The 22,616-nt window shown below is 68.8% G+C and carries 23 protein-coding genes; 8 read left to right on the top strand and 15 right to left on the bottom strand.

What is annotated here, in order from left to right:
* The first annotated feature begins 41 nt into the window (after positions 1-41).
* Together addA and trxA are read left to right on the top strand one after the other, a co-directional pair.
* The gene (gene addA, locus WAL33_RS19615) at positions 42-3,530 is read left to right on the top strand and encodes a double-strand break repair helicase AddA (RefSeq protein WP_422183459.1); all 3,489 of its coding nucleotides are present in this window, start codon (positions 42-44) and stop codon (positions 3,528-3,530) included.
* Between the two features lie 116 nt (positions 3,531-3,646).
* Complete coding sequence (trxA, locus tag WAL33_RS19610) at positions 3,647-3,982, top strand: thioredoxin (protein WP_018061274.1); 336 nt, start codon at positions 3,647-3,649, stop codon at positions 3,980-3,982.
* 94 nt (positions 3,983-4,076) lie between these two features.
* On the opposite strand, the gene WAL33_RS19605 is transcribed toward trxA, so the two are convergent.
* The 3 genes from WAL33_RS19605 to WAL33_RS19595 form a co-directional block, all read right to left on the bottom strand.
* Positions 4,077-4,409: a hypothetical protein gene (locus WAL33_RS19605; protein ID WP_422183457.1), complete on the bottom strand. Its 333-nt coding sequence runs from the start codon at positions 4,407-4,409 to the stop codon at positions 4,077-4,079.
* A 111-nt stretch (positions 4,410-4,520) separates the two neighbouring features.
* The gene (rsgA, locus tag WAL33_RS19600; RefSeq protein WP_422183455.1) at positions 4,521-5,591 is read right to left on the bottom strand and encodes a ribosome small subunit-dependent GTPase A; all 1,071 of its coding nucleotides are present in this window, start codon (positions 5,589-5,591) and stop codon (positions 4,521-4,523) included.
* Between the two features lie 72 nt (positions 5,592-5,663).
* Positions 5,664-5,774: a hypothetical protein gene (locus WAL33_RS19595; RefSeq protein ID WP_422183453.1), complete on the bottom strand. Its 111-nt coding sequence runs from the start codon at positions 5,772-5,774 to the stop codon at positions 5,664-5,666.
* A 187-nt stretch (positions 5,775-5,961) separates the two neighbouring features.
* Here WAL33_RS19595 and WAL33_RS19590 point away from each other — a divergent pair, with 187 nt between their 5' ends.
* Entirely contained in the window at positions 5,962-6,642 is a 681-nt protein-coding gene (locus WAL33_RS19590) for a phytanoyl-CoA dioxygenase family protein (RefSeq protein ID WP_422183451.1), read from the top strand.
* A gap of 6 nt (positions 6,643-6,648) precedes the next feature.
* On the opposite strand, the gene WAL33_RS19585 is transcribed toward WAL33_RS19590, so the two are convergent.
* The 3 genes from WAL33_RS19585 to ftsY all read right to left on the bottom strand — a co-directional run bounded on the left by WAL33_RS19585 (position 6,649) and on the right by ftsY (position 8,902).
* Positions 6,649-7,233: a MarR family winged helix-turn-helix transcriptional regulator gene (locus WAL33_RS19585; protein ID WP_422183449.1), complete on the bottom strand. Its 585-nt coding sequence runs from the start codon at positions 7,231-7,233 to the stop codon at positions 6,649-6,651.
* A gap of 107 nt (positions 7,234-7,340) precedes the next feature.
* Positions 7,341-7,955: a septation protein IspZ gene (locus WAL33_RS19580; protein WP_422183447.1), complete on the bottom strand. Its 615-nt coding sequence runs from the start codon at positions 7,953-7,955 to the stop codon at positions 7,341-7,343.
* A 2-nt stretch (positions 7,956-7,957) separates the two neighbouring features.
* Complete coding sequence (gene ftsY, locus WAL33_RS19575) at positions 7,958-8,902, bottom strand: signal recognition particle-docking protein FtsY (RefSeq protein ID WP_422183446.1); 945 nt, start codon at positions 8,900-8,902, stop codon at positions 7,958-7,960.
* Between the two features lie 116 nt (positions 8,903-9,018).
* On the opposite strand from ftsY, the gene WAL33_RS19570 reads away from it, so the two are divergent.
* Positions 9,019-9,645 (top strand): trimeric intracellular cation channel family protein, encoded by a 627-nt coding sequence (locus WAL33_RS19570; RefSeq protein WP_422183444.1) that lies wholly within the window; start codon positions 9,019-9,021, stop codon positions 9,643-9,645.
* 27 nt (positions 9,646-9,672) lie between these two features.
* Here the strand turns inward: WAL33_RS19570 and WAL33_RS19565 are convergent, their stop codons facing one another.
* The 5 genes from WAL33_RS19565 to dapF form a co-directional block, all read right to left on the bottom strand.
* Positions 9,673-10,113 (bottom strand): GFA family protein, encoded by a 441-nt coding sequence (locus WAL33_RS19565; RefSeq protein ID WP_422183443.1) that lies wholly within the window; start codon positions 10,111-10,113, stop codon positions 9,673-9,675.
* Between the two features lie 8 nt (positions 10,114-10,121).
* Positions 10,122-11,159 carry an endonuclease/exonuclease/phosphatase family protein gene (locus WAL33_RS19560; RefSeq protein WP_422183442.1) on the bottom strand — a complete coding sequence of 346 codons (1,038 nt, stop codon included), beginning with the start codon at positions 11,157-11,159 and terminating at the stop codon, positions 10,122-10,124.
* The gene (gene mtaB, locus WAL33_RS19555; protein WP_422183460.1) at positions 11,156-12,415 is read right to left on the bottom strand and encodes a tRNA (N(6)-L-threonylcarbamoyladenosine(37)-C(2))-methylthiotransferase MtaB; all 1,260 of its coding nucleotides are present in this window, start codon (positions 12,413-12,415) and stop codon (positions 11,156-11,158) included. Before mtaB ends, WAL33_RS19560 begins: the two co-directional genes overlap by 4 nt.
* Before the next feature lie 83 nt (positions 12,416-12,498).
* The gene (locus WAL33_RS19550; RefSeq protein WP_422183441.1) at positions 12,499-13,413 is read right to left on the bottom strand and encodes an SDR family NAD(P)-dependent oxidoreductase; all 915 of its coding nucleotides are present in this window, start codon (positions 13,411-13,413) and stop codon (positions 12,499-12,501) included.
* Positions 13,326-14,180, bottom strand: a complete 855-nt coding sequence (dapF, locus tag WAL33_RS19545) for a diaminopimelate epimerase (protein WP_422183439.1) — start codon at positions 14,178-14,180, stop codon at positions 13,326-13,328. The genes WAL33_RS19550 and dapF overlap by 88 nt, the downstream gene beginning before the upstream one ends.
* A gap of 96 nt (positions 14,181-14,276) precedes the next feature.
* On the opposite strand from dapF, the gene WAL33_RS19540 reads away from it, so the two are divergent.
* Together WAL33_RS19540 and WAL33_RS19535 are read left to right on the top strand one after the other, a co-directional pair.
* On the top strand, positions 14,277-15,071 hold the full coding sequence (locus WAL33_RS19540) for a potassium channel family protein (protein ID WP_422183438.1): 795 nt from the start codon (positions 14,277-14,279) through the stop codon (positions 15,069-15,071).
* Positions 15,072-15,177: 106 nt separating this feature from the next.
* Positions 15,178-17,322 carry a prolyl oligopeptidase family serine peptidase gene (locus WAL33_RS19535; protein ID WP_422183436.1) on the top strand — a complete coding sequence of 715 codons (2,145 nt, stop codon included), beginning with the start codon at positions 15,178-15,180 and terminating at the stop codon, positions 17,320-17,322.
* A 69-nt stretch (positions 17,323-17,391) separates the two neighbouring features.
* Here the strand turns inward: WAL33_RS19535 and WAL33_RS19530 are convergent, their stop codons facing one another.
* The 4 genes from WAL33_RS19530 to WAL33_RS19515 form a co-directional block, all read right to left on the bottom strand.
* Positions 17,392-17,532: a hypothetical protein gene (locus WAL33_RS19530; RefSeq protein ID WP_422183434.1), complete on the bottom strand. Its 141-nt coding sequence runs from the start codon at positions 17,530-17,532 to the stop codon at positions 17,392-17,394.
* Positions 17,533-17,650: 118 nt separating this feature from the next.
* The gene (locus tag WAL33_RS19525) at positions 17,651-17,989 is read right to left on the bottom strand and encodes a DUF2218 domain-containing protein (RefSeq protein WP_422183433.1); all 339 of its coding nucleotides are present in this window, start codon (positions 17,987-17,989) and stop codon (positions 17,651-17,653) included.
* 3 nt (positions 17,990-17,992) lie between these two features.
* Entirely contained in the window at positions 17,993-18,565 is a 573-nt protein-coding gene (locus WAL33_RS19520; RefSeq protein WP_422183431.1) for a PadR family transcriptional regulator, read from the bottom strand.
* 153 nt (positions 18,566-18,718) lie between these two features.
* Entirely contained in the window at positions 18,719-20,863 is a 2,145-nt protein-coding gene (locus WAL33_RS19515) for a M3 family metallopeptidase (RefSeq protein ID WP_422183429.1), read from the bottom strand.
* Positions 20,864-21,092: 229 nt separating this feature from the next.
* Between WAL33_RS19515 and WAL33_RS19510 the strand changes: the two genes are divergently transcribed.
* Both WAL33_RS19510 and WAL33_RS19505 read left to right on the top strand, forming a co-directional pair.
* Positions 21,093-21,944 (top strand): glutamate racemase, encoded by an 852-nt coding sequence (locus WAL33_RS19510; protein ID WP_422183428.1) that lies wholly within the window; start codon positions 21,093-21,095, stop codon positions 21,942-21,944.
* 70 nt (positions 21,945-22,014) lie between these two features.
* Entirely contained in the window at positions 22,015-22,542 is a 528-nt protein-coding gene (locus WAL33_RS19505) for an SRPBCC family protein (protein WP_422183426.1), read from the top strand.
* Positions 22,543-22,616 lie beyond the last annotated feature (74 nt).

Genomic DNA, 22,616 nt, shown 5'->3' with positions numbered 1-22,616 from the left:
CCGTCGCTCCGCGACACCTCCCCCAGAGGGGGAGGATCTTGATGTCCGACGCTCTGACCCTGCCCCCCGACCCCCAGCGCATCGCCGCCGACCCGGCCATCTCGGCCTTCGTCACGGCCAATGCCGGCTCGGGCAAGACCAAGACCCTGATCGATCGGGTCGCGCGCCTGCTGCTGGCCGGCTCGTCGCCCGAGGCGATCCTGTGCGTGACCTACACCAAGGCCGCCGCCGCCGAGATGCAGCGGCGGCTGTTCGAGCGGCTGGGCGAGTGGTGCGTCACCCCCGACGTCAAGCTGCGCGAGCAGCTAGGCGCTCTGGAGGGCCGTGACCCGGCCGGCTTCAGCCACCGCGATCTATCCGAAGCGCGGGGCCTGTTCGCCAAGGCGCTGGAGACGCCGGGCGGGCTGAAGATCCAGACCATCCATGCCTTCTGCGAGAAGCTGCTGCGGCGCTTTCCGTTGGAGGCCGGTGTCTCGCCCGGCTTCCAGGTGATGGACGACAGCGCCTCGGCCGCCATCGCCCAGGGCGCCCTGCGGCAGGTGGCGACCTATGTCACCGACCATGACGACGCCTACGCCCAGGCCTATGCCCGGTTCTCGGTGGCGCTCGACTTCGCCAGCTTCGAGGCGATGTTCGCCACCTTCGAGACCCAGCGCGGAGCGATCGGCGACTATCTGGAACGGGTGGGCGGCCTGCAGGGCGCGGTCGAGGACGTCTGGAAGGTCTGCGGCTTCCACTATGGGGCCAGCAGCGTCGAGGACGTCGCGGCCGAGGCGATGGCCGAGCTGGACCGCGACCTGTGGCGTTCGGTGGCCGATGTGCTGCTGAACGGGACCAAGACCGACATCAAATGCGCCGGCCAACTTCGGGCCGTGGCCACGGACCCGGACGCCGACCTCGACCAGGCCCTGGCGGCGCTGTTCACCGAGAAGGGGGCCGGTACGCCCGCGACCTGGCCGGCCAAGACCTCGGGCCTGAAGAGTCGTGAAGACCTGCGCACCCGCCTGCTGGCCGAGCAGGAGCGCCTCGCCGAGGCCCGCGAGTGGCTGCGCGCCGCCCGCGTGGCCGAGGACAGCGCCGACGCCCTGCGCCTGGCGGCGCTCTACGTCACCTCGCACCAGATCGAGAAGGACGCCCGGGGCGCGCTGGACTTCGCCGACCTGATCGACAAGACCAAGGTGCTGCTGACCGAAAAGGTCGACGCGGCCTGGGTGCTGTACAAGCTGGACGGCGGCATCGACCACATCCTGCTGGACGAAGCCCAGGACACCGCCCCCGAGCAATGGGCGATCCTGCGGGCCCTGACCTCGGACTTCTTCGCTGGCGAAGGCGCGGTGCGCTGGAGGGCCCAGCACAAGGGTGAAGACGCCCGCACCCTGTTCGTGGTCGGCGACGAGAAGCAGTCGATCTATTCGTTCCAGGGCGCCGATCCCCAGCGGCTGCTGGCCGAGACCCAAGGCTATATCGCCCAGATCACCGCCGCCGACCGGATCGGCAAGGCCGTGCCCCTGACCATGTCGTACCGCTCGACCGTGGAGGTGCTGAGCTTCGTCGACGCCCTGTTCTCGGCCCCCGAGACCCGATCGGGCGTGCCGGCCCCGGCCGGCGAGGACGTGGTCCGCCACCAGCCGTTCCGCGTCGATCACAAGGGCTGCGTGGACCTTTGGCCGCTGGAGCGCGAGCTGCCCGGCGAGGAGCGCGAGGCCTGGGACGCGCCGCTGGACGCCGAAAGCGAGCACGGCGCCAACCGCCGCCTGGCCGAGAAGATCGCCGTCGAGATCCAGGCCCTGATCGCCCGCGGCGATGCGGTGTTCGACAAGGAGACCAAGCAGTGGCGGCCGGCCCATCCCGGCGACATCCTGGTGTTGGTGCGTCGGCGCAAGGCGCTGTTCGAGGAGGTGCTGCGGGCCCTGAAGCGGCGCGGCGTGCCGGTGGCCGGGGCCGACCGCCTGAGCCTGTCGGCGCACATCGTGTTCGACGACCTGCTGGCCCTGGGCCGGTTCTGCCTGTTCCCCGACGACGACCTGACCCTGGCGGCCCTGCTGAAGAGCCCGTTCTGCGGCCTGTCGGATGACGATCTCTACGCCCTGGCCAAGAGCCGGCCGGGCACGCTGTGGCAGGCGGTCAACGCGCGGGCCGGCGAGCAGCCCCTGTGGAGCGCCGCCCGCGACCTGCTGCGCTGGGCCGTCGCGGAGAGCCGCCGCAAGCAGCCGTTCGAGTTCTACGCCCTGCTGCTGGGCCGGGTGGACGACACGGTCCGCTCCAATCGCGCCAAGGTCCTGACCCGCCTGGGCCAGGAGGCCGCCGAGGCCCTGGACGAGTTCCTGGCCCAGATCCTGGCCGCCGAGCAGCGCGGGGTGCGCGACCTGGAGGCCCTGGTCGCCGACTTCGCCAGCCTGGACATCGTGGTCAAGCGCGAGATGGAGGGCGCGCGCCAGGAGGTGCGGGTGATGACCGCCCACGGCGCCAAGGGCCTGGAGGCGCCGATCGTCTTCCTGCCCGAAACGACGATGAAGGGCGGGGCGCGCGGCTCGCCGCTGATGCAGACGCAAGGCGGCGGCTTCCTGTGGTGCGCCTCCAAGGCCAATGACTGCGAAGCCAGTGCGATGGCCCGCGAGCGCCGCCAGAAGAAGGACGACGAGGAGGCCCTGCGCCTCTACTACGTGGCCCTGACCCGGGCGCGGGATCGACTGATCCTGTGCGGCCGCATCGACGCGCGGACCAAGGACGAGAATGTCGGCGGCTGGTACGCCGCCGCCCAGGCCGCCTTCGCCCATGCCGACATCGAACCCGGCGTGCGCGAAATCTCCGACGACGGGCGCAAGCGCTTCGGCCCCGATCCGATGCGCGCCGACGCCCCAGCGCCGCGCCTCGCCCAAACCCTCGTCCCCACGCCCGCCTGGACCCTGGCCCCGGCCGCGCCCGAGACGCCCGCCGCCCGCTATGCCGCACCGTCCACCCTGGAGGACGAGGCCCGGGGCAGCGCACCCTCGCCGCTGGCGGCGGTGTCGGGCCTGGGCCGCTATCGGCGCGGCGAGATCATCCACCGGCTGTTGCAGCTTCTCCCGGACATTGAGCCCGTGGGCCGCAGGAAGGCCGCCGCCCGCCTGCTGGCCGCCGAGCGCGACCTGACCGACGACCCGCGCGCCGAAATGGCCGCCGCGGCTTTCGGTGTGCTGGAAGACCCCCGGTTCGCCGCGGTGTTCGGTCCCGGCTCGCGGGCCGAGGTCTCGGTGGCCGGCGGCGCGCGCGGCCTGCCGTTGGAGCTGAGGATTTCGGGCCGGGTCGACCGTCTGGTGGTCACGGAGGGCCGCATCCTGGTGGTCGACTACAAGACCAACCGCCCCTCGCCCGACCGCATCGAAAACGCCGATCCGGCCTATCTGTCGCAGATGGCGGTCTATGCCGCCGTGCTGTCCGAAGTGTTTCCCGACCGCCCGATCGAGGCCGCGATCGTGTGGACGGACGGCCCCAAACTCATGGCGGTTCCAGAAAAGGTGATGGCCGCCGCCCTGGCCCGGCTGTTCTAGATCATTGCCGAGGGGCGCGCGGGTCCCTAAATCTTGCTGCAAGATGGGGAGCGAATCCCCAGCCCACACAGTTTTCTAGCGCGCCCCGATCCTCCGGGCGCAGATGGAGCCAGACGATGAGCACCGTGACGGTGACCGACGAGTCCTTCGAAAAGGACGTCCTGCAGGCCGACAAGCCGGTCCTGGTCGATTTCTGGGCCGAATGGTGCGGCCCCTGTAAGCAGATCGCCCCGGCCCTGGAGCAGATCTCCGAGGAACTGGCTGACCACGTCACCGTGGCCAAGGTCAATATCGAGGACAGCCCCACCACCCCGTCGCGCTACGGCGTGCGCGGCATCCCGACCATGATGCTGTTCCGCGGCGGCCAGATGGCCTCGATGAAGGTCGGCGCCATGCCCAAGGCCAAGATCCTGGAATGGCTGAACGAAGCCGGCGTGCACCAGCCCGCCTAAGCGTTCGCTGATCTCCAGCGCACAGCCGCCCGCCTCGCCGACGCGAGGCGGGCGGTTTGCGTTTGAGGCGGCGCCGACAGGCGGCCGCCGGGCGTCACGACACGGAAAGCTCGGTGTCCGTCGCGCCTTCGCGAAATTCGTCCGCCGGGATGAACGAGACGCCCTCCTCGTCCAGCACCCACGCGCCCATGAAGGCGGAATGCGACGGATCGAGTTCCTCGTCGATCAGGTCGCCTTCGTAGAGGCCGACGGTGCTGTAGTCGAAATCCAGCGCGAGCTGGTGGGCGAGCTCGACCATCTCTTCAGCCATGCGGCGCGAATAGCCCAGCGCTTCGCTCTCGTTGACGAACTCGTCGGCAAGCGTGCTCACCTCCGCCCCGTCGCTGCCTTGGGTCGCACTGGTGGTGACGATGGTGAAAGCGGGCATTGGCGTCTCTCTTGAATGGGGATCTTCCACCTAGCCCGGTTTGTCCGGAGGCGCGGGCTACATTCTGAAAATACCTCCCGCGACGGCGTGGAGCCGCCGAGCGCCGGAAGGTCAGTCGGCGCCTCGGTCGTTCTTCTTCGTGGCGCGGTATTTCTTCTGAAGCCCGCCCAGGCGGCGGCGCTCGGCGTCCTTGGCCGCGCGATCGGCCTTGTCGTCCACGGCGGCCAGTTCAAGCCCAAGCTTTTGGAAATGCTCCCAGCGATCGGGGTCCAGGGCCCCGCTGCGCAATGCGCCGCGCACCGCGCAGCCGGGTTCGTTGGCGTGGCCGCAATTGTTGAACCGGCAGGCCTGCGCCAAGCGCTCGATATCGTCGAACACCACGCTCAAGCCTTCGTCGGCGTCGATCAGTCCAACCTCGCGGATGCCGGGCGTGTCGATGATCAGCCCGCCGCCGGGCAGCAGGACCAACTCACGGTGGCTGGTGGTGTGGCGTCCCTGGTCGTCGGCTTCACGGATCGCCTGGGTCGCCATGCGTTGCTCTCCCAGCAGCACATTGACCAGCGTCGACTTTCCCACGCCGGACGAGCCGATCAGCACGCAGGTCTCGCCCGGAGCCAGATGGGCCAGCAAGGCGTCGAGCCCCACGCCTTGCCGCGCCGACACCGTGACGACGGGGCAGCCGGCCGCCAGAGCCTCCAGCTCGGCGGCTTGGAGCGACGGTTCGGCGCAGAGGTCCGACTTGGTCAGCACCACCACGGCGCGGGCGCCGCTTTGCCAGGCGGCGGCGAGATAGCGCTCGATCCGGCGCGGGTTGAGGTCGGCGTTCATCGAGGTGACGATGAACGCGACGTCGATATTGGCGGCGACCACCTGCGGCGTCTGGGTGCTGTCGGCGGCCCGGCGCACGAAGGCGGTGCGGCGCGGCAGGATGGCGTGAATGGTGGCGGTGCGTTCGGCGCGGTTCACCGACAGCGCCACCCAATCGCCGACGGCCGGGTGGCCGGCCTCTCGCGCCTCGTGGCGCAGGCGCCCCGACGGTTTGGCGGGCAGCTCGCCCTCGTCGGTGGCCACCAGATATCCGTTCCGCTGCTGGACCACGACGCGCCCCGGAAGGTGGCCTGCGCGGGCGTGCGGTTCGAAGGCCCGCGCCAGCGGATCGGACCATCCATACTGCTTGATCACGTCAGGGGCTTTCACAGGGACGAGGACCCACCGCCCGCTCCACCGACGCGGAGCGGGCGATCAGGTGTGCGCCTACTTCTTCCCGGACGTGACGATGAACGGCGAGGTCGAGACCGGAGCGGCCTTCTTGTCGGCCTTCGGTTTGCGGACTTCCTTGTTGGACTTCTTCTGACCCTTGGCCATGGCGGCTCCTGCCCGGACGCTCGCGCGCCAGGGAGATCCAGCGGGCCGAGCCGTCCTTTCGGCGTGGCGTGATCCTAGAGCGTCATAGGGTGGAGGCCTAAGGGTTTCGCGGCGGAGTCGAGCGCGCCCATCCTCGCCGGCGCCGGTTCCCCCTTCAAAAGCCGTCCGCGGTTGCTAGGCTGACGCCATGAGCGATCTCCTGGCGCCCACCAAGGTCGAGCCTTTGGAGGCGGAGCAAGCCGCCGCCCTGGACCGCGACGGCTATCTGCTGCTGCGCGGCGCCGTGCCCGAGGCCTGGCGCGAGGGTCTGCGCGACGCCTTCGACGCCGGTGTGGGGACCCAGGATCAATGGGCCGCGCCTCGAGGCCTCGGCTGGCGTCACGCTCTGGTCGATCTGGATCCCGTGGTGCAGCGAACCTGCCGATTGCCGTCGCTGCTGGCGGCCGGAGGCCAGATGCTGGGCGCTCCCTTCTTTCTCGGTCAGGTCGAAGGCCGCGAGCCGCTGCTGGACGGCGGCCATCAGCCGCTGCATCGCGACGGCGTCGGCGTGAACGCCGTCGCCGCCCTGGTCTTTCTCGACCCCTATGGGCCCGACAACGGCGCCACCCGCGTGGTTCCGCGTCCTCTCGACCCCGGCGACCTGGGCGGCGAGTCGGACGAGACCCTGTCGTTGATCCTGACGGGCGAGGCGGGGGACATCCTGGTGTTCGACGCCGACCTGCCGCATGGGGCGACCCGCAACCGCTCCGGCGCGCGGCGCCGATCGCTGCTGCTGAGCTTCATGCGAGAGCGCGATCGGGCTGCCCAGGACGCCTGTCGCGCCGCCCGCAACGTGCGGATGGACACCCGCCAGGTGTTCGTTCCCTGACGAGGGTCAGGCCGCCTTCTTGGCCGCCTTTTCCTTCTTGGGCTTCTTGTCCTTCTTGCCGTGCGCGGGCTTTTCGGCCTTGGAGGCCTTGGCCTTCTTGGCCTTGACCTCGGGCTCGGCGTGGACGTCGGTGACGGCCATGTCGGCCAGCAGCTCCAGGAAGCCCTCGCGCTTGCTGGGCTTCAGCAGGGCCAGGATGCGGGCGTCGGCCATGGCCACCTTGGGGCGGCTCTCCTCCAGCACGGCGGCGCCGGCGGGGGTCAGGCTGACGGTGTTGGCGCGAGCGTCCTGGTCGGAGCGATGGCGCTCCAGGTGGCCCTTGGTGATCATCCGGGCGACCATGTCGGCCAAGGTGGATCGGTCGATGCCGGTGGCGCGCACCAGGCCCGTCTGGGTGACGCCCTGGTTTTCGGCCACGGCCGCCAGCACCGCGAACTGGCGCTGGGTGATCCCGCCCGATCCGCTTTCCTCGGCATAGATGTCGAGGGCCAGTTGCAGGACCCGATGCAGGAGATGACTGGGCGACCGGGCCAAAGCCCCGCCGTGCTCGGTCCCCTTGTCGCTCTTCGCCTCGCCCTTGGTCTTGGCCATGGTCCGTCGTCCCTCGTTTCCGTCGACGGACCTTTATGTACCACGGTTACGCGTCGGTTTGACGACAGATGGTCCGTGGGCTGTCGGTTGGTCTGGCGCGCGAGCTTCTAGAACCCGGCGTCGGGCGGCTCGGGAGTCTTGGCTTCATCGCCCTTGGCGATGTGCTTCATCATGAAGGGCACCTGGCTGAGCGAGAACAGCAGGGCCAGAGGCAGCAGGCCGATGCGGAACTTGACCCACATATCCGTGGTCTGGGTCAGGCGGACCAGCTCGTTGGCGGCGGCGGCGAAAGCGAAATAGCCGCCGTAGCGCAGGGTCAGGATGCGCCAGGCCGCGTCGGGCAGGTGCACGGCTTCGCCCATCAGGGCCTTCAGCGGCGCACGGCCGGCGATGACGCCGCCGATCATGAAGACGGCCAGGGCCGCATTGACCACCGTCACCTTGATCTTCACGAACACGTCGCTGTGGAACACCAGGCCCAGGGTCCCGAAGATCAGGGCCATCACGCCGGAGAACAGCGGCAGCAGCGCCACGCGGCGCTCGACCACATAGCCTAGAACCAGGGCCAGGCCCGAGGCGGCGACCAGCACCCAGGTGGCGGTCTGGAAGTTCTTGGTCGTGAAGAAGGCCACGGCGAAGGCGATCGGCGCGCCGTAGTCGACGGCGGTGCGCACCCAGGCGGCGTTCTTCTTGGCTTCGGACGTAGGGGGCGTGTCGGTCATGTTCAGTCTTCCAGGCCCACCAGCGAACGCGAAAAGGCGCGCGCGTCGAACGGTTGCAGGTCATCGACGCCCTCGCCGACGCCGATCAGCTTGATCGGGCTGTCCGAGGCGCGGGCCACGGGCACCAGCACCCCGCCGCGCGCGGTGCCGTCCAGCTTGGTCATGACAATCCCCGATACCCCGACCTGGTTGCCGAAGATCTTCTCCTGGGCCAGGGCATTGCGGCCGACCGTGGCGTCCAGCACCAGCAGGGTCTCGTGCGGGGCGTCCGGATCGACCTTCTTGAGCACGCGGATGATCTTCAGCAGCTCGTCCATCAGGCCCTGCTTGTTCTGCAGGCGGCCGGCGGTGTCGATCAGCACCACGTCGTGGCCCTCGGCCTTGGCGCGCTCGACGGCCTCGTAGGCCAGGGCGGCGGCGTCGGCGCCGGCGGGGCGGAACATGAAGTCGGCCCCGGCCCGGTCGGCCCAGACCTTCAGCTGCTCGACGGCGGCGGCGCGGAAGGTGTCGCCGGCGGCGATCAGCACCTTGGCCTTCTTGTTGAGGGTCAGGTCCGAGGCGATCTTGCCCAGGGTGGTGGTCTTGCCCGAGCCGTTGACGCCGATGAACAGCACCACATAGGGCTTGGGGCCAGACAGCGGGTCGAACACGCCCTCGCGATCGGTCAGCTCGGCGGCGACCAGTTCGGCCAGGGCTTCCTTGACCTCGGCCTCGGTCGACGACTTGCCGAACCGCGCCTTGCCGAAGGCGTCGGTGATGCGCGCGGCGATCTGGGGACCCAGATCGGCCTCGATCAGCATCTCCTCCAGTTGGTCCAATTGCTCCTGGTCCAGCGGCTTCTTGACGAAGACGCCGGTGACCTGCTCGGTCATCGCCTGGGACGACCGGGCCAGGCCGGACGTCAGGCGCTGGAACCAGCCTTTTTTCTGCTCGGGCTTTTCGCTCATGGCGTTCCTTTAGAGCGTGGCAGCTGAAAGTGTGAGCGGTTTCAGCGCCCGCCACGCTCCGATTTTACGAAGATAGAGCCTGGGACAGGCTCTAGCGGACGTGGCATGAAACGCCAATGGACGCGCTTTCAACCACCCTATTCTGGCTGGATTACGCCGCCGTCGCCGTATTCGGGGCGACCGGCGCGCTGGCCGCCGCCCATCGCAAGCACGACATCATCACCTTCGGCTTCTTCGCGGCCATCACCGGGGTGGGCGGCGGGACGCTGCGCGACCTGCTGATCGGCGCGCCGGTGTTCTGGATCCAACGGCCCGGCTACGTGATGGTCTGCCTGGCGGCGGCCGTCGCGGTCTGGCTGCTGGGCAAGCGCGGCTGGCGGTTCCGCGCCCTGCTGTGGCTGGACGCCCTGGGCATGGCCGCCTACTGCGTGGTGGGCACGGCCAAGGCCCTGAGCCTGGGGGTCCATCCGTTCACGGCCATGGTCATGGGCGTGCTGACCACCGCCTTCGGCGGCGTGATCCGCGACGTGTTGGCCGAGGAGCCAAACCTCCTGCTACGGCGCGAGATCTACATCACCGCGGCCCTGCTGGGCGCGGGCGTGTTCGCGGGACTGACCCTGCTGCACGTCGCCTTCTGGCCGGCCGGGATCGCCGGCTTCTGCGCCGCCTTCGGCCTGAGGGCCTGCGCGATCAAGTTCGGCTGGCATCTGCCGGGCTTCGCGGGCGGCGAGGAGAAGGTCTAGGTCTTCTTCCCTCGCGGGAGAAGGGATTCAGGTCTCGTGATCCGGATGCTGCCGGCTGACCACCGCCCCTGACGGCCCCATCGGCGGCCGCACAGGCATGTCGGCCAGATGCTCCATCCAAGCCGGGCGACCCTCGACGGCCAGCTGCACGTCCGGTTCCACCCGCGACGGGTCATCGAAGGCGAAGGCCGCCAGGTCGATCTGGTCGGCGCTCCATTCGAAGGTCAGGGGCGTGCCGCAGGCGGCGCAGAAGCCGCGCTGGACGGCGTCCGAGCTCTGGAAGCGGGCCGGCGCGCCGCGCGTCCAGGTCAGGTCGGCGACGTTCACCGTGACCAGGGCCCCGAACGGGCCAGCGAAGGCCTTCTGGCACATGCGGCACCAGCAGATCGACGCTCGCCTCGGTTCGCTCTCGACCCGAAAACGCACCGCGCCGCACTGGCAGCCGCCGGTCAGGGAAAGATCGGGCATCGCAAACCTCAAGGCTCGTGCGGCGGAACCGGCAGGACCGGGATCGGCGTCAGGCGGAAGGTCACTTCATAGGCGTCGTGGTCGGACAGCAAGGGCCCGCCCGTGGCCGAGCCGTCAAAGCGGGCCTCCACCCGCACCGGCCGGATCGCCACCCGGTCGCCCTGTTTGAAGCCGATCAGGTCCTGGGTGTCGAGCCAGGGCGCGTCGCCGTCGGCCGAGATCTTGGCGTCGCAGCTGTCCGGCGTCTGGAAGCAGACCTGGCTGACCACCTCGAACGGATAGCGCTGCATCACATAGTCGAAGCGGTCGGGCGCGTGCATGACGTTGAAGTCGCCGCCGACGATCAGGGGCGCGCCGGGCGTTCGGTCGGTCTGCATGAACTGGCTAAGCTCCGCGGCCTGCAGGTGGTGGGCGATGCGGTTGCGATTGCGCGGCACGCCCGAGGCGCCCTTGGAATTGAGATGGGTGTCGGCGATCTCGACCGGGACGGGCAGGCCCGGCACGTCGAGGCTGACCAGCATCACCCCCTTGTTGGCCAGGCAGTCCAGGCCCGCGCAGTAGTGGTAGGCGTGCGACTTGACCCATCTTATGGGGTGGTTGCTCAGCACCCACAGGCCGCTGGAGCCCCACTTGCCCCAGCCCTCGCCCTTGCGGCGGTACTTCACCCGCTTGTAACGCGGCCGGTCCTCGCGGGTCAGTTGGCTGCCGTCACGCTGCTTCTTGCGCGGCCCCTTGGCGACATAGGGATAGCCGGAGAGCTCGATCAGGTCGTCGACCTCGTCGCGGAACCCCTCCTGCAGCAGGACGACATCGGGCTCGAGCCCCTTCTCGCGCAGAGAGGCCAGTTCGCGGCCGATCGCCTTGAGTTTGGACCCGCGCCCCGACCGCACCGGCCAGGGCAGGCCTTCGACGTTGTAGGTCATGACGCTGAACGCGATCGGGTCGATCGGCTGGAGGGCGGTGGGCGGGACGTCCGGCGCGGCCGCCGCTTCCCCGACCAGCAGGGCGGCGGCAAGGACGGCCGTCAGGACATAACGACCGATCATCCCCAGGCGGCGAGCTCCGCGATCACCCGAGCGCCGTCGTGGCCGACCACCCGGAAGGCGGCGATCTGGCCTTGGGGCGCGACGCCTTCGAAGGCGATTTCGGTGAAGTCCTCGGCCCGGGCCACGCCCTCGCGCTCGACCAGGCCCGACAGGGTGCGGCCGACCTGGCGCTGGAGGTGGCGTTCGAGCCCGGCCTGGCCCGCTTCGCGCAGGCGGCGGGCGCGGTCCTTGATCACCGGACCCTTGACCGGCGGCATCCGCGCGGCGGGCGTGCCGGGGCGGGCGCTGTAGGGGAAGACATGGAGGAAGGCCAGGCCCGCCTCCTCGACCAGCTTCAGGGTGTTGGCGAACGCCTCTTCCGTCTCGGTCGGGAAGCCGGCGATCAGGTCGGCGCCGAAGGCGGTGTCGGGGCGCACGCGGCGCACCTCGGCCACCAGCTTCAAGGCGTCGGCCCGGCTGTGGCGGCGCTTCATGCGCTTGAGGATCAGGTCGTCGCCGGCCTGCAGGGACAGATGCAGATAGGGCATCAGCCGCGGCTCGGTCTCGAGCAGCTTGAACAGGTCCGGATCGATCTCCGCGGCGTCGATCGACGACAGGCGCAGGCGCGGCAGGTCGGGGACCAGCTTGAGGATCCGGGCGACCAGTTGGCCCAGGGTCGGCTCGCCCGGCAGGTCCGCGCCCCAGGAGGTGACGTCGACGCCGGTCAGCACCACCTCGTTATAGCCCTCGGCCGACAGGCGGCGGACCTGCTCGACGACCTCGCCGGCCGGGGCCGAGCGCGAGTTTCCCCGGCCATACGGGATGATGCAGAAGGTGCAGCGGTGATCGCAGCCGTTCTGGACCTCGACATAGGCCCGGGCGCGGTCCTTGAGGCCGGCGATCAGGTGGCCGGCGGTCTCCTTGATCGACATGATGTCATTGACCCGCACGCGGGTGGAGGTGTCGAGCAGGGCCCCCGGCGCGGCCTTCTCGGCGTTGCCCAGCACCAGGTCGACCTCGGGCATGGCGGCGAAGGCGGCGGGGTCGATCTGGGCGGCGCAGCCGGTGACGATCAGCCGGGCGTCGGGACGCTCGCGGCGGGCCTTGCGGATCGCCTGGCGCGCCTGGCGCACGGCCTCGTTGGTCACCGCGCAGGTGTTGAACACCACCGCGTCCGACAAGCCGTCAGCCGAGGCTCGGGCCCGGATGGCCTCGGACTCATAGGCGTTCAGCCGGCAGCCGAAGGTGACGACGTCGACGCCGTCTGGCCCCGACATCGTGGTCGCCGGACCGCCTTCCTCGCCCCGCTCTGCCTTGGCAGCGGGGGCCGGCTTCGGGGGCCTGGAGATGAGGGTGTAGGTCACGGCTTTTCGACGAACGCCGCGAAGGCGTCCTTCCAGTCGGGATGCCAGCGCGACAGGGCCGGGCGGTTCTCGATGACGTCGCCCATGGTCCAGGCCATGCGCTTCTCGTCCAGCGAACGCGGCACGTCGTTGTCGGGGCACAGGATGTAGAAGTCGCCGCGCGCGATGCTGTCCAGCATGAACTGCACGGTCTGCTGCGGCGTCCAGGCGGCGGCCGGCTTGTCGGTTCCGCGCCGGGTCATGCCGGTGAAGACATAGCCGGGGATCAGCAGGCGGGCGTCGACCTGGCAGTCGACGATCTCGCGCAGGGTGTGGGCCAGGCCCTCCGTCAAGGCCTTCACCGCCGACTTCGAGACATTGTAGGCGGTGGCGCCCGGCGGCTGGGTGATGCCCTGCTTGGAGCCGGTGTTGATGATCAGGCCCGGACGGCCGCTGGCCGCCATCTCCTCGCCGATCAGCTGGACGCCGTTGATCACGCCCCACAGATTGACGTCGAGCACGCGCTTCCACGGGTCCTCGCCCGAAAAGACGTCGCCCCCGCCGCCGACCCCGGCGTTGTTCATCAGCACGTCCACGGCGCCGAACTTCTCAACGGCGGCGTCGCGCAGGGCCTGGACGGCGGCGCGGTCGGCGACGTCGGTCTCCACGGCCAGGGCCGCCTCGCCGATGGCGTCGGCCGCCTTCTTCAGGGCCCGGCCCATGATGTCGGCCATGACGACGTTCATGCCTAAGCCTGCGAAGGCCTGGGCGGCCGCCAGGCCGATGCCGTCGGCCGCGCCGGTGATCACGGCCGTCTTGCCGGCCCCGATGGCGGGGTGGATCGTCATGCGGCGACGCGCTCGGGCAGCTTGCCGGTGAATTCCAGGGTGATCGGGCCGGTCATGATCACGTGGCCGTCGCCGGCCCGCCATTCGATGGTCAGGGCGCCGCTCTCGAACTCGACCTTGGCGACGCGGTTGGTCAGGCCCTTGCGCACGGCCGCCACCTGGGCGGCGCACGCGCCGGTGCCGCAGGCGGCGGTCAGGCCCGCGCCGCGTTCCCAGACCTTCAACTTGATGTGGTCGCGGGCCACGACGTTGGCGAAACCGACATTGACGCCTTCGGGGAACAGCGGGTGGTGCTCGATCAGGCTGCCCGCGCCGCGCGCCAGTTCATCGGTGGCGGGCGCGTCGACGAAGAACACCACGTGCGGATTGCCCATCGAGACGCAGCCGGGCGTATGCAGGTCCGGCGCATCGATCGGGCCGACCTGCAGCTCGATGCCCGTGGTGTCCATCTCTTCGGCGAGCGGGATCTGGTCCCACGCCAGGCCCGGCGGGCCCATATCGACCGTCACCAGCTTGTCGCCGGCCATCTGGCCCGTCAGGCGGCCGGCCACGGTGTCGAAGGCCACGGCGGTCTTGCCCGAAGACTGCATCAGCAACCAAGCCACGCAGCGCGTGCCGTTACCGCAGGCCCCGGTCACCTCGCCATCGGAATTCCAGAACCGCACATAGGCGCTGGCGCCCTCGGCGCGCGGCGGATCGATGGCGATGACCTGGTCGCAGCCGATCCCGCCCTCCCCTCGTTTGGCGATGGCGCGGATTTCCTCAGCCGTCGGATTGAAGGGCTGGGACAGGGTCTCGATCACGACGAAGTCGTTGCCGAGGCCGTTCATCTTGAGAAAGGTGCGGCTCATGGTCCGGGCTATATAGTGGAAAACCTCGCCCGAGTCAGAGGTCGGACCAAACTGCGGCGATTTGGGCGCGGGTTTTTCGGTGCGGAAGGGGCTTGAGTGGGCGATCGCGACAGTGACGAACGGGGTCTACGCCTGAGGGCCCGCCTGCGGGCGCTCTATCACGGCGCCTCGCCCACGGCGGTGCGGTTCCGCTATGGGATCATCGTCATCGACCTGGCGATCATCGCCTTCTTCATCGCCGCACCGCTGATGCGCCAGCACGGCCTGACCTTCTATCTGGTCGACTACGCCGTGGCGGCGTTCCTGGGCCTGGACCTGGCGGCGCGCGCCGTGGCCCACGGCGACCTCAAGGCCTGGCTGAAGAAGCCGATCGTCTGGATGGACCTGTTCGTCCTGGCCACCCTGCTGTTTCCCGCCTGGCTGTTCAATTTCGGCTTCCTGCGGGTGCTGCGGCTGTGGACCGTGATCCACAGCGAGTTCTTCTGGCGCACCGTCGGCCGGCGCTATGACGACACCCGGGTGGAGCAGATCACCCGCGCGGCCTCCACCCTGGTGACCTTCATCTTCGTGGTCACCGGTTTCGTCTATTCCAGCTTCGCCGGGCGGCACGAGGGCATCAACGGCTATGTCGACGCCCTCTATTTCACCGTCACCAGCCTGACCACCACCGGCTATGGCGACGTCACCCTGCCAGGCGCCTGGGGCAAGCTGCTGTCGATCGCGGTGATGCTGGGCGGGGTGTCGCTGTTCATCGGCCTGATCCAGTCGATCCTGCGGCCGCACAAGGTGAACTTCCCCTGCCCCTGTTGCGGCCTGATGCGGCACGATCCCGACGCCGTGCACTGCAAGGCGTGCGGTCAGGTGCTGAACATCCCCAACGACAACGACTGAGTCGACGATGACGCCGCCTGGCGCCCGACGTCTTTTGCGATACCGTCCAGGTCAAAGGCGCGCTTCCAAGGGCGCTGCTCTGTCACGACAGCCGCCGGATCCCCAGATGCGTAGACTGCTTCTCGCCCTCCTCGCCTCCACGAGCCTCATGACCACAGCCGCCCAAGCCGCCGATCCCGTCCCCGCCGCCGACACGCAAGCCCGCACGCCGCTGGCTGACCTGGGCAAGGACGATCCCTACAAGTGGATGGAGGAGATCGAGGGCGAGCGGCCGCTGGCCTGGGCCAAGGCGCAGAACACCCGCAGCCTGGCCGTGCTGCAGGGCGACGCGCGCTATGCCGGGCTGGAAGACCAGGCCCTGGCCATCCTCAACGCCAAGGACCGGGTGCCCGCCGTGTCGTTCGCCGGCGACGGGTCCTTGCGCAACTTCTGGCAGGACGCCGAGCACGTGCGCGGCGTGTGGCGCGCGACGACGATGGAGAGCTACCGCACCGCCCAGCCCCAATGGGAGACGATCCTCGACATCGACGCCCTGTCCAAGGCCGAGAGCGCCAACTGGGTGTTCAAGGGCGCGGCCTGCCTGCCGCCCGAGGAGACCCGCTGCCTGCTCACCCTGTCGGACGGCGGCAAGGACGCGGTGACGATCCGCGAGTTCGACACCGTGACCAAGAGCTTCGTGGACGGCGGCTTCGTGCTGCCCGAAGGCAAGCAGGACGTCGCCTGGCTTGACCGCGACACCCTGCTGGTGGCCCGCGAGTGGGAGCCGGGCCAGGTGACCAAGTCGGGCTACGCCTATGTGATCAAGGCGTGGAAACGCGGCGCGCCCCTGGCCTCGGCCAGGGAGGTGTTCCGGGGCGCGCCGGACGACGTCGCGGCCTCGGCCTACACCCTGACCGAAGCCGACGGCCGGGTCGCCGCCACCCTGATCAGCCGCGCGGTCAGCTTCTTCGAAACCGAGACCTACCTGCTGACCGACCAGGGCGCGGTGAGACTGCCCCTGCCGCTGAAGAGCAGCGTCCGGGGCTATGTCGCCGGCCAGGTGATCGTCACCCTGGAGCAGGACTGGCCGGAACGCGGCTTCAAGAGCGGCGATCTGTTCAGCTTCGACCTGAGCGCCTTCAAGGCCGATCCGGCCAAGGCGGCCGCGACCCTGGTCCTGCGCCCCACCCCCAAGCAGTCGGTGGAGAGCGTCACCACCACCCGCGACAAGCTGGTGGTCGGCCTGCTGGACAACGTCACCGGCGCGGCCGTGGCCTACAGCCACGGACCCAAAGGCTGGACGAGCCAGAAGCTGGCCCTGCCAGGCAATTCGACGATCGGCCTGGGCTCGGCCTCGCAGAAGGACGACCGATTGTTCCTCAGCGTCACCGGCTATCTGACGCCCTCGACCTACTGGCTGGCCGATGCGGCCTCGCTGAAGCTGGAGCAGGTCAAGGCCTCGCCCGCTCGCTTCGACGCCTCGACCCATGTGGTCGAGCAGTTCGAGGCGACCAGCACCGACGGCGTGAAGATCCCCTACTTCGTCGTCCGGCCCAAGGGCGTGAAATACGACGGTTCGGCCCCGACCCTGCTCTACGCCTATGGCGGCTTCCAGGCCTCGATGACCCCGGCCTATTCGGGGGTGATGGGCAAGCTGTGGCTGGAGCGCGGCGGGACCTATGTGGTGGCCAACATCCGGGGCGGCGGCGAGTTTGGACCCGCCTGGCACAACGCCGGGCTCAAGGAGAACCGCCAGAAGGTCTATGACGACTTCTTCGCCGTCTCCCAGGACCTGATCACCCGCAAGATCACCTCGCCACGGCGCCTCGGGATCATGGGCGGCAGCAACGGCGGCCTGCTGATGGGCGTGGCCCTGACCCAGCGGCCCGAGCTCTACAACGCCATCGTCGTGCAGGTGCCGCTGTTCGACATGATCCGCTACACCCAGATCGGGGCCGGCGCCTCGTGGGTGGGCGAATACGGCGACCCGGCCATCCCGTCCGAGCGGGCGGTGATCGCCCGGTACGACCCCTATTCCAATCTCAAGGCCGGCCGGAACTATCCCGAGGTGTTCATCGAGACCTCGACCAAGGACGACCGGGTCCACCCCGCCCACGCCCGCAAGGCGGCCGCGCGGCTGGAGGAGCTGGGCTATCCGGTGCTGTACTACGAGAACATCGACGGCGGCCACGCGGCCAGCGCCAACCTGGCCGAGACCGCCCGCCGCCAGGCGCTGGAATATGTCTATCTGTCGAAGAGACTGATGGACTGACGCGATCGCGGCCCGAGGATCGCTCGCGAGAGCGTCGATCCTCGGGCTGCGGCCCCGCGGCGGCCTGCCTTAGGACGCGCGCGCGATCAGGGCGATCACGCCGGTCCAAAGTATGAGATTGGCGACGGAAATCAGCAGGAACCAGCCAAGACGACTCTGGCGGCCGCCCTGTCGCGCGCGATACGATGCGCCGCGAACCACATGACCCATGGCTTCCTCCAAAGCTCTCTACTGGAGCTTATTTTGGATGAAACGCCCGTTCCTGGATGCGCGCAAGGCGGTTGATCGGCTGTCTCCGGACAATCTCGAAAAAGTGACGCCGCTCAACCTAGAGTGCGGCGCGGTTGATCCGCAGGGCCGGCGGATCGATGTGGCCGGCCTCCCAGGCGCGCGTCCATCCAAGGCGCTTGATCGGTTCGCGGAAGGCGAAGCGCAGCAGATGTTCGGCGACGACATCCTCCAGCCTGGCCAGGGCCTCCAGGTCGGCCGCCTCGATCGTGACGTCCAGGCCCTCGGGGTCGGACAGCATGCTGCAGGTCCCCAGCGGCAACGGGATCAGGGCCGAGACGTCGTCATACGTCGCCTCGAACCTGTGGCCCCAATGCTTGGCCAGCTGGATCATGTAGCGCGCGCCCTGGTCGGTGTTCAGGCGGGCGTGGCTCTGCATGGGCTAGACCCCTTCGATGGCGGCGGCCGCGTCGTCCATGACCTTGGCGATCGCGGCGACCTGTTCGGGGGTCAGCGAGCCGGAGGTCAGCTTCAGGCGCAGGGCGGTCTTGAGGTTCTCGCGGGCCCGCATGATCTGCGGCGAGAAGGCGGCGCTCTGGGCGGCGGCCTCGGCCATGCGGGCGAACAGGCCGTGGACCGGCTGGTTGTTGGTCTCCAGGAAGGCCCGGCCCTCGTCGGTGATCGTATAGAGCTTCTTGCCGCCGCTGGCGTCGGCCGCGGTGACGTAGCCCAGCTCTTCCAGCAGGGTCAGGGTCGGATAGATCACGCCGGGGCTGGGAGTGTAGGCGCCGCCGGCGGCGGTCTCGACGGCCTTGATCAGCTCGTAGCCGTGGCTGGGCTTGTCGGCGATCAGCTTCAGCACGACCAGGCGCAGGTCGCCGTGATCGAAGAACCGGCCCATGCGGCCGCCGCGACGGTGATGGCCTTCATGGCCGTGGAAGCCGAACGGATGACGGCCGAACGGCGCGCCGTGATGACCGCCGTGATGACCGTGGTGGGGATGACGTCCAAACATGTGAGTTTTAGATCCTGTTTCGTTATATCGGAATTATAGATATATCGGAATCAGATCTGGTCAAGAGTGTTTTTAGATATATCTGAAAACGGTCGGATCGGCGACGTGTCTGGGGACAGGCGCATGCGCCTGTCCCCAATCGTTGCGCTCAGCCTACGCCCCCGGCGGAACCGGGAAGCCGCGGTTGCGCATCAGGGCGCCGATCTTCACGTCGCGGCCGCGGAAGCGACGGAAGGCCTCGCCCGCCTCGATGGTGTTGCCCACGCTCATGATGTCGTCATGCAGCCGCTTGGCCACGGCCTTGTCGTAGAAGCCGCCCGGCGCCTCCTCGAAGGCCTCCGCGGCGTCGGCGGTCAGGGTGTCGGCCCAGATATAGTTGTAGTAGCCGGCCGAATAGCCGTCGCCCGAGAAGATATGCCCGAACTGGGTGGGCCGGTGGCGCATGACGATCTCGGACGGCAGGCCGATTTCGGTCAGGGCCGTCTTTTCGAATTCAGCCGGGTCGATCGCCTGGCCTTTCGCCGCCAGGTGGATCTTCATGTCGTAGATCGCCGAGGCCAGGTACTCGACCGTCGAGAAGCCCTGGTTGAAGGTCTTGGCCTTCTCGATCTTGGCCCCCAGCTCGGCCGGGATCGGCTTGCCGGTCTGATAGTGGATGGCGAACTGGCTCAGCACCGGCTTGGTCGGCAGCCAGTGCTCGTTCAGCTGGCTGGGGAACTCGACGAAGTCGCGGGCCACGTTGGTGCCGGCCAGGGCGGGATAGGTCACGTCCGAGTTCAGGCCGTGCAGGGCGTGGCCGAACTCGTGGAACATCGTGACGGCGTCGTCCCACGAGATCAGCACCGGCTCGCCGGGCTTGCCCTTCACGAAGTTGCAGTTGTTGGAGACGATCGGGGTGATCACCCCCTTGAACTTCTCCTGGGTGCGGTACTCGCTCATCCAGGCCCCCGACTGCTTGCCGGCCCGGGCGTAGGGGTCGAAGTACCAGAGACCGACGCGCTGGCCGCCCTTGGTCACCTCCCAGACGCGCACGTCGGGGTGGCAGACCGGCACGTCGGCGATCTGGGTGAAGGTGAAGCCGTAGAGCTGGCCGGCCGCCCAGTGGATGGCCTCGCGCAGCTTCTCCAGCTGCAGGTAGGGTTTGACCACGTTCTGGTCGAGGTCGTAGCGCGCCTTGCGCACCTTCTCGGCGTAGTGGCGATAGTCCCAGGGGGCGATCTTGAAGGTCGCGCCTTCAGCGTCGGCCACCTTCTGCATGTCGGCCACTTCCTCGTGGACCCGGGCCACGGCCGGCTTCCAGACCTGCATCATCAGGTCCATGGCCGCGTCCGGGGTCTTGGCCATCTGGTCGGCCGTGATCCAGTGGGCATAACTTTCGAAGCCCAGCAGCTGGGCTTTCTCGGCCCGCAGCTTGAGAATCTCGGTGATCACCGCCTTGTTGTCGTGGGCGTCGTTGTTGTCGCCGCGCGACACCCACAGCTTCCAGCCCTTTTCGCGCAGGTCGCGACGGTCGGAATAGACCAGGAAAGGCTCCATGGACGAGCGGGTGTTGGTGATCAGCCACTTGCCCTTCAGGCCCTTTTCCTCGGCGGCGGCCGCCGCGCCGGCCTTCACCGACTCCGGCAGGCCGGCCAGGTCGCTCTCGGCCAACTCCAGGGTGTAGCCCTCCTCGTCGGCCAGCTCGTTCTGGCTGAACTTGGTGTAGAGGCTGGCCAGGGCCTGGTTGATCTGGCCCAGGCGAGCCTTCTTGGCGGCGTCCAGCGCCGCGCCCTGGCGCGCGAAGCTGTTGTAGGTCACCCAGGTCAGACGCTTCTGCTCGGGCGTCAGGTTCGAGGTCTCGCGGGCGTCGTAGACGGCCTTGATGCGGGAGAACAGCTGCTCGTTCTGGATGATCTCGTCGCTGAACGCCGCCAGCTTGGGCGTGCTTTCGGCCTCGACCTTCTGCATGGCCGCGTCGTTCATCGTCGAGGTGAACACCCCAAACAGCGCGCCCACCCGGTTCAGGGTGCGGCCGGAATCCTGAAACGCCGCCATCACGCCCTCGAAGGTCGGCGCCATGCGCTTGGCCGTCAGGGCGAAGATCTCCTGGCGCTGTTCGGCCATGGCGGTCTCGAAGGCGCCGGCGAACAGCTCGGGCTTGACCTTGTCCAGCGGCGGCAGGCCGCCGTGCGGGCCCGTCCATGGGGCCAGCAGGGGGTTGCCGGAAGCGGAAGAAGCGGCGGGCGGCGTGGCGGCTTTGGCGATCATGGGCGTCAGGGCGGTCGCGCTGGCGGCGGCGAGGAAGGAACGACGCTTCACGGGCGAGTCTCCGGGGAAAGGGAAGCTGAAGCCTAGAGCGCCGCGAGGCTGGTAGGTAAGCGCTTTCGTGCGGAATTCGTCCCATGAAGCGTGAATTCGACGACAGAATCTCTCGCGCGCCCGTCGGGCCGGGACCGGTTCGTGCCGGCGCCGGGCCTGCACGGGGTCGGCGCCAGAATCTCAAGCCGGCCGCGTGGACGGCCGGGCGGCGGCGGGGTAAGCCAGATCCATGTCCATCGGCGTCTTCGATTCCGGCGTGGGCGGCCTCACGGTCCACCGCGCCCTCGTGAACCGTCTGCCCCAGGCGGACTTCACCTATCTGGCCGACCAGGCCCACGCCCCCTATGGCGGGCGGCCGGGCGAGGAGGTCGTCGACCTGACCCGGTCCGGCTGCGAGCGCCTGTTCGAGACCGGCGCCAGCCTGGTGGTCCTGGCCTGCAACACCGCTTCGGCGATCGCCCTGCGGCGCCTGCAGCAGACCTGGCTGCCGGGTTACCGCAAGGCGCTGGGCCGGCCGATCAACGTGCTGGGCATCATCGTCCCGACCATCGAGGCCGCCACCGGCCTGCCTTGGGAGCACGAGGCCGAGCGGCGTGGCGACAAGGTCGAGCAGCTGGACGTGCTGGGCGTGTTCTCGACCCAGGGCACGGCCAATTCGCGCGTCTACGAGATCGAGATCGACAAGCGCAAACAGGACATCGCGGTCTTCTCGCAGGCCTGCCCGGACCTTGTGCCGATGATCGAGGGCGACGCGGGGGCCGTGGACCTGGCCAAGGCGGTCGAGGGCTATGTCCAGGCGTTGAAGACCCGCATCGGCCGCTATCCCGACCGCGCAGTGCTGGGCTGCACCCACTACGAGATCATCGCCGACATCTTCCGCGCCGCCTTGCCGGCCGGCACGCCGGTCATCCACCAGCCGGCCTCGACCGCCGACGCCCTGGAGCTCTACCTGCAGCGCCATCCGGAGTTCGATCCCGGAACCGGCGGCTCGCGCAAGTTCCTGACCACCGGCGCGCCGGGCCCACAGAACGGTTTGGTGGAAAGCTTCTGGGGCGGGCCGTTGCGGTTCGAGGCGGCTTAGGTTTCAGCGGCTAACACTTGACGCTGGTCTTCAGAACGACACCCTTCCTCCAACCGGGAGGGGCCACCCCATGAAACACCTGCTGATCACAGCCGCCGCGCTCGCCCTGACGACCACCGCCCACGCCGAGGTCGCCGACGCCCAACCCAACGGCTTCCAGGTCAAGCGCACGGCGGTTCTGAACGCCCCGGCCGACAAGGTCTACGCGGCCCTGTCCCAGCCTTCGCAATGGTGGAGCAAGGACCACACCTGGTCAGGTTCGGCGGCGAACCTGTCGCTGGCCCCGATGGCCGGCGGCTGTTTCTGCGAGAAGCTGCCGAACGGCGGCTCGGTGATGCACATGACCGTGGTCTACGCCCAGCCCGGCAAGGGCCTGCGGCTGTTCGGCGCCCTGGGGCCGCTGCAGACGTCCGGCGCCGCCGGTCACCTGGGCTGGACCCTGTCGGAGGCGGACGGCAAGACCACCCTGACCCAGACCTACGACGTCGGCGGCTACATGAAGGGCGGGCTCGACAAGATCGCGCCGGCTGTTGACCAGGTGCTGAGCGCGCAGTTCGACCGCCTGACGGCCTATGTCGAAACGGGCAAGGCGCCGTAGGGACGATCGACCTTCAGGCACGGCGCCTGGCCCTCGTCCTTCGACAAGCTCAGGATGAGGACCATTGTGCGGGC

It is taken from the genome of Caulobacter sp. (assembly GCF_049283275.1).
In the GTDB taxonomy this organism is placed as follows: Bacteria; Pseudomonadota; Alphaproteobacteria; order Caulobacterales; family Caulobacteraceae; genus Caulobacter.
The sequence above is the reverse complement of the archived record's forward strand: the minus strand, read 5'-3'. Positions and strand labels throughout refer to the sequence as shown.

Excerpts from the sequence above, each read along its gene's own strand:
- addA (WP_422183459.1), top strand. The coding sequence starts at position 42 with ATGTCCGACGCTCTGACCCTGCCCCCCGACCCCCAGCGCATCGCCGCC.
- trxA (WP_018061274.1), top strand. The coding sequence starts at position 3,647 with ATGAGCACCGTGACGGTGACCGACGAGTCCTTCGAAAAGGACGTCCTG.
- WAL33_RS19605 (WP_422183457.1), bottom strand. The coding sequence starts at position 4,409 with ATGCCCGCTTTCACCATCGTCACCACCAGTGCGACCCAAGGCAGCGAC.
- WAL33_RS19595 (WP_422183453.1), bottom strand. The coding sequence starts at position 5,774 with ATGGCCAAGGGTCAGAAGAAGTCCAACAAGGAAGTCCGCAAACCGAAG.
- WAL33_RS19590 (WP_422183451.1), top strand. The coding sequence starts at position 5,962 with ATGAGCGATCTCCTGGCGCCCACCAAGGTCGAGCCTTTGGAGGCGGAG.
- WAL33_RS19585 (WP_422183449.1), bottom strand. The coding sequence starts at position 7,233 with ATGGCCAAGACCAAGGGCGAGGCGAAGAGCGACAAGGGGACCGAGCAC.
- WAL33_RS19580 (WP_422183447.1), bottom strand. The coding sequence starts at position 7,955 with ATGACCGACACGCCCCCTACGTCCGAAGCCAAGAAGAACGCCGCCTGG.
- ftsY (WP_422183446.1), bottom strand. The coding sequence starts at position 8,902 with ATGAGCGAAAAGCCCGAGCAGAAAAAAGGCTGGTTCCAGCGCCTGACG.
- WAL33_RS19570 (WP_422183444.1), top strand. The coding sequence starts at position 9,019 with ATGGACGCGCTTTCAACCACCCTATTCTGGCTGGATTACGCCGCCGTC.
- WAL33_RS19565 (WP_422183443.1), bottom strand. The coding sequence starts at position 10,113 with ATGCCCGATCTTTCCCTGACCGGCGGCTGCCAGTGCGGCGCGGTGCGT.
- WAL33_RS19560 (WP_422183442.1), bottom strand. The coding sequence starts at position 11,159 with ATGATCGGTCGTTATGTCCTGACGGCCGTCCTTGCCGCCGCCCTGCTG.
- mtaB (WP_422183460.1), bottom strand. The coding sequence starts at position 12,415 with ATGTCGGGGCCAGACGGCGTCGACGTCGTCACCTTCGGCTGCCGGCTG.
- WAL33_RS19550 (WP_422183441.1), bottom strand. The coding sequence starts at position 13,413 with ATGGCGGGCCGGCGACGGCCACGTGATCATGACCGGCCCGATCACCCT.
- dapF (WP_422183439.1), bottom strand. The coding sequence starts at position 14,180 with ATGAGCCGCACCTTTCTCAAGATGAACGGCCTCGGCAACGACTTCGTC.
- WAL33_RS19535 (WP_422183436.1), top strand. The coding sequence starts at position 15,178 with ATGCGTAGACTGCTTCTCGCCCTCCTCGCCTCCACGAGCCTCATGACC.
- WAL33_RS19530 (WP_422183434.1), bottom strand. The coding sequence starts at position 17,532 with ATGGGTCATGTGGTTCGCGGCGCATCGTATCGCGCGCGACAGGGCGGC.
- WAL33_RS19525 (WP_422183433.1), bottom strand. The coding sequence starts at position 17,989 with ATGCAGAGCCACGCCCGCCTGAACACCGACCAGGGCGCGCGCTACATG.
- WAL33_RS19520 (WP_422183431.1), bottom strand. The coding sequence starts at position 18,565 with ATGTTTGGACGTCATCCCCACCACGGTCATCACGGCGGTCATCACGGC.
- WAL33_RS19510 (WP_422183428.1), top strand. The coding sequence starts at position 21,093 with ATGTCCATCGGCGTCTTCGATTCCGGCGTGGGCGGCCTCACGGTCCAC.
- WAL33_RS19505 (WP_422183426.1), top strand. The coding sequence starts at position 22,015 with ATGAAACACCTGCTGATCACAGCCGCCGCGCTCGCCCTGACGACCACC.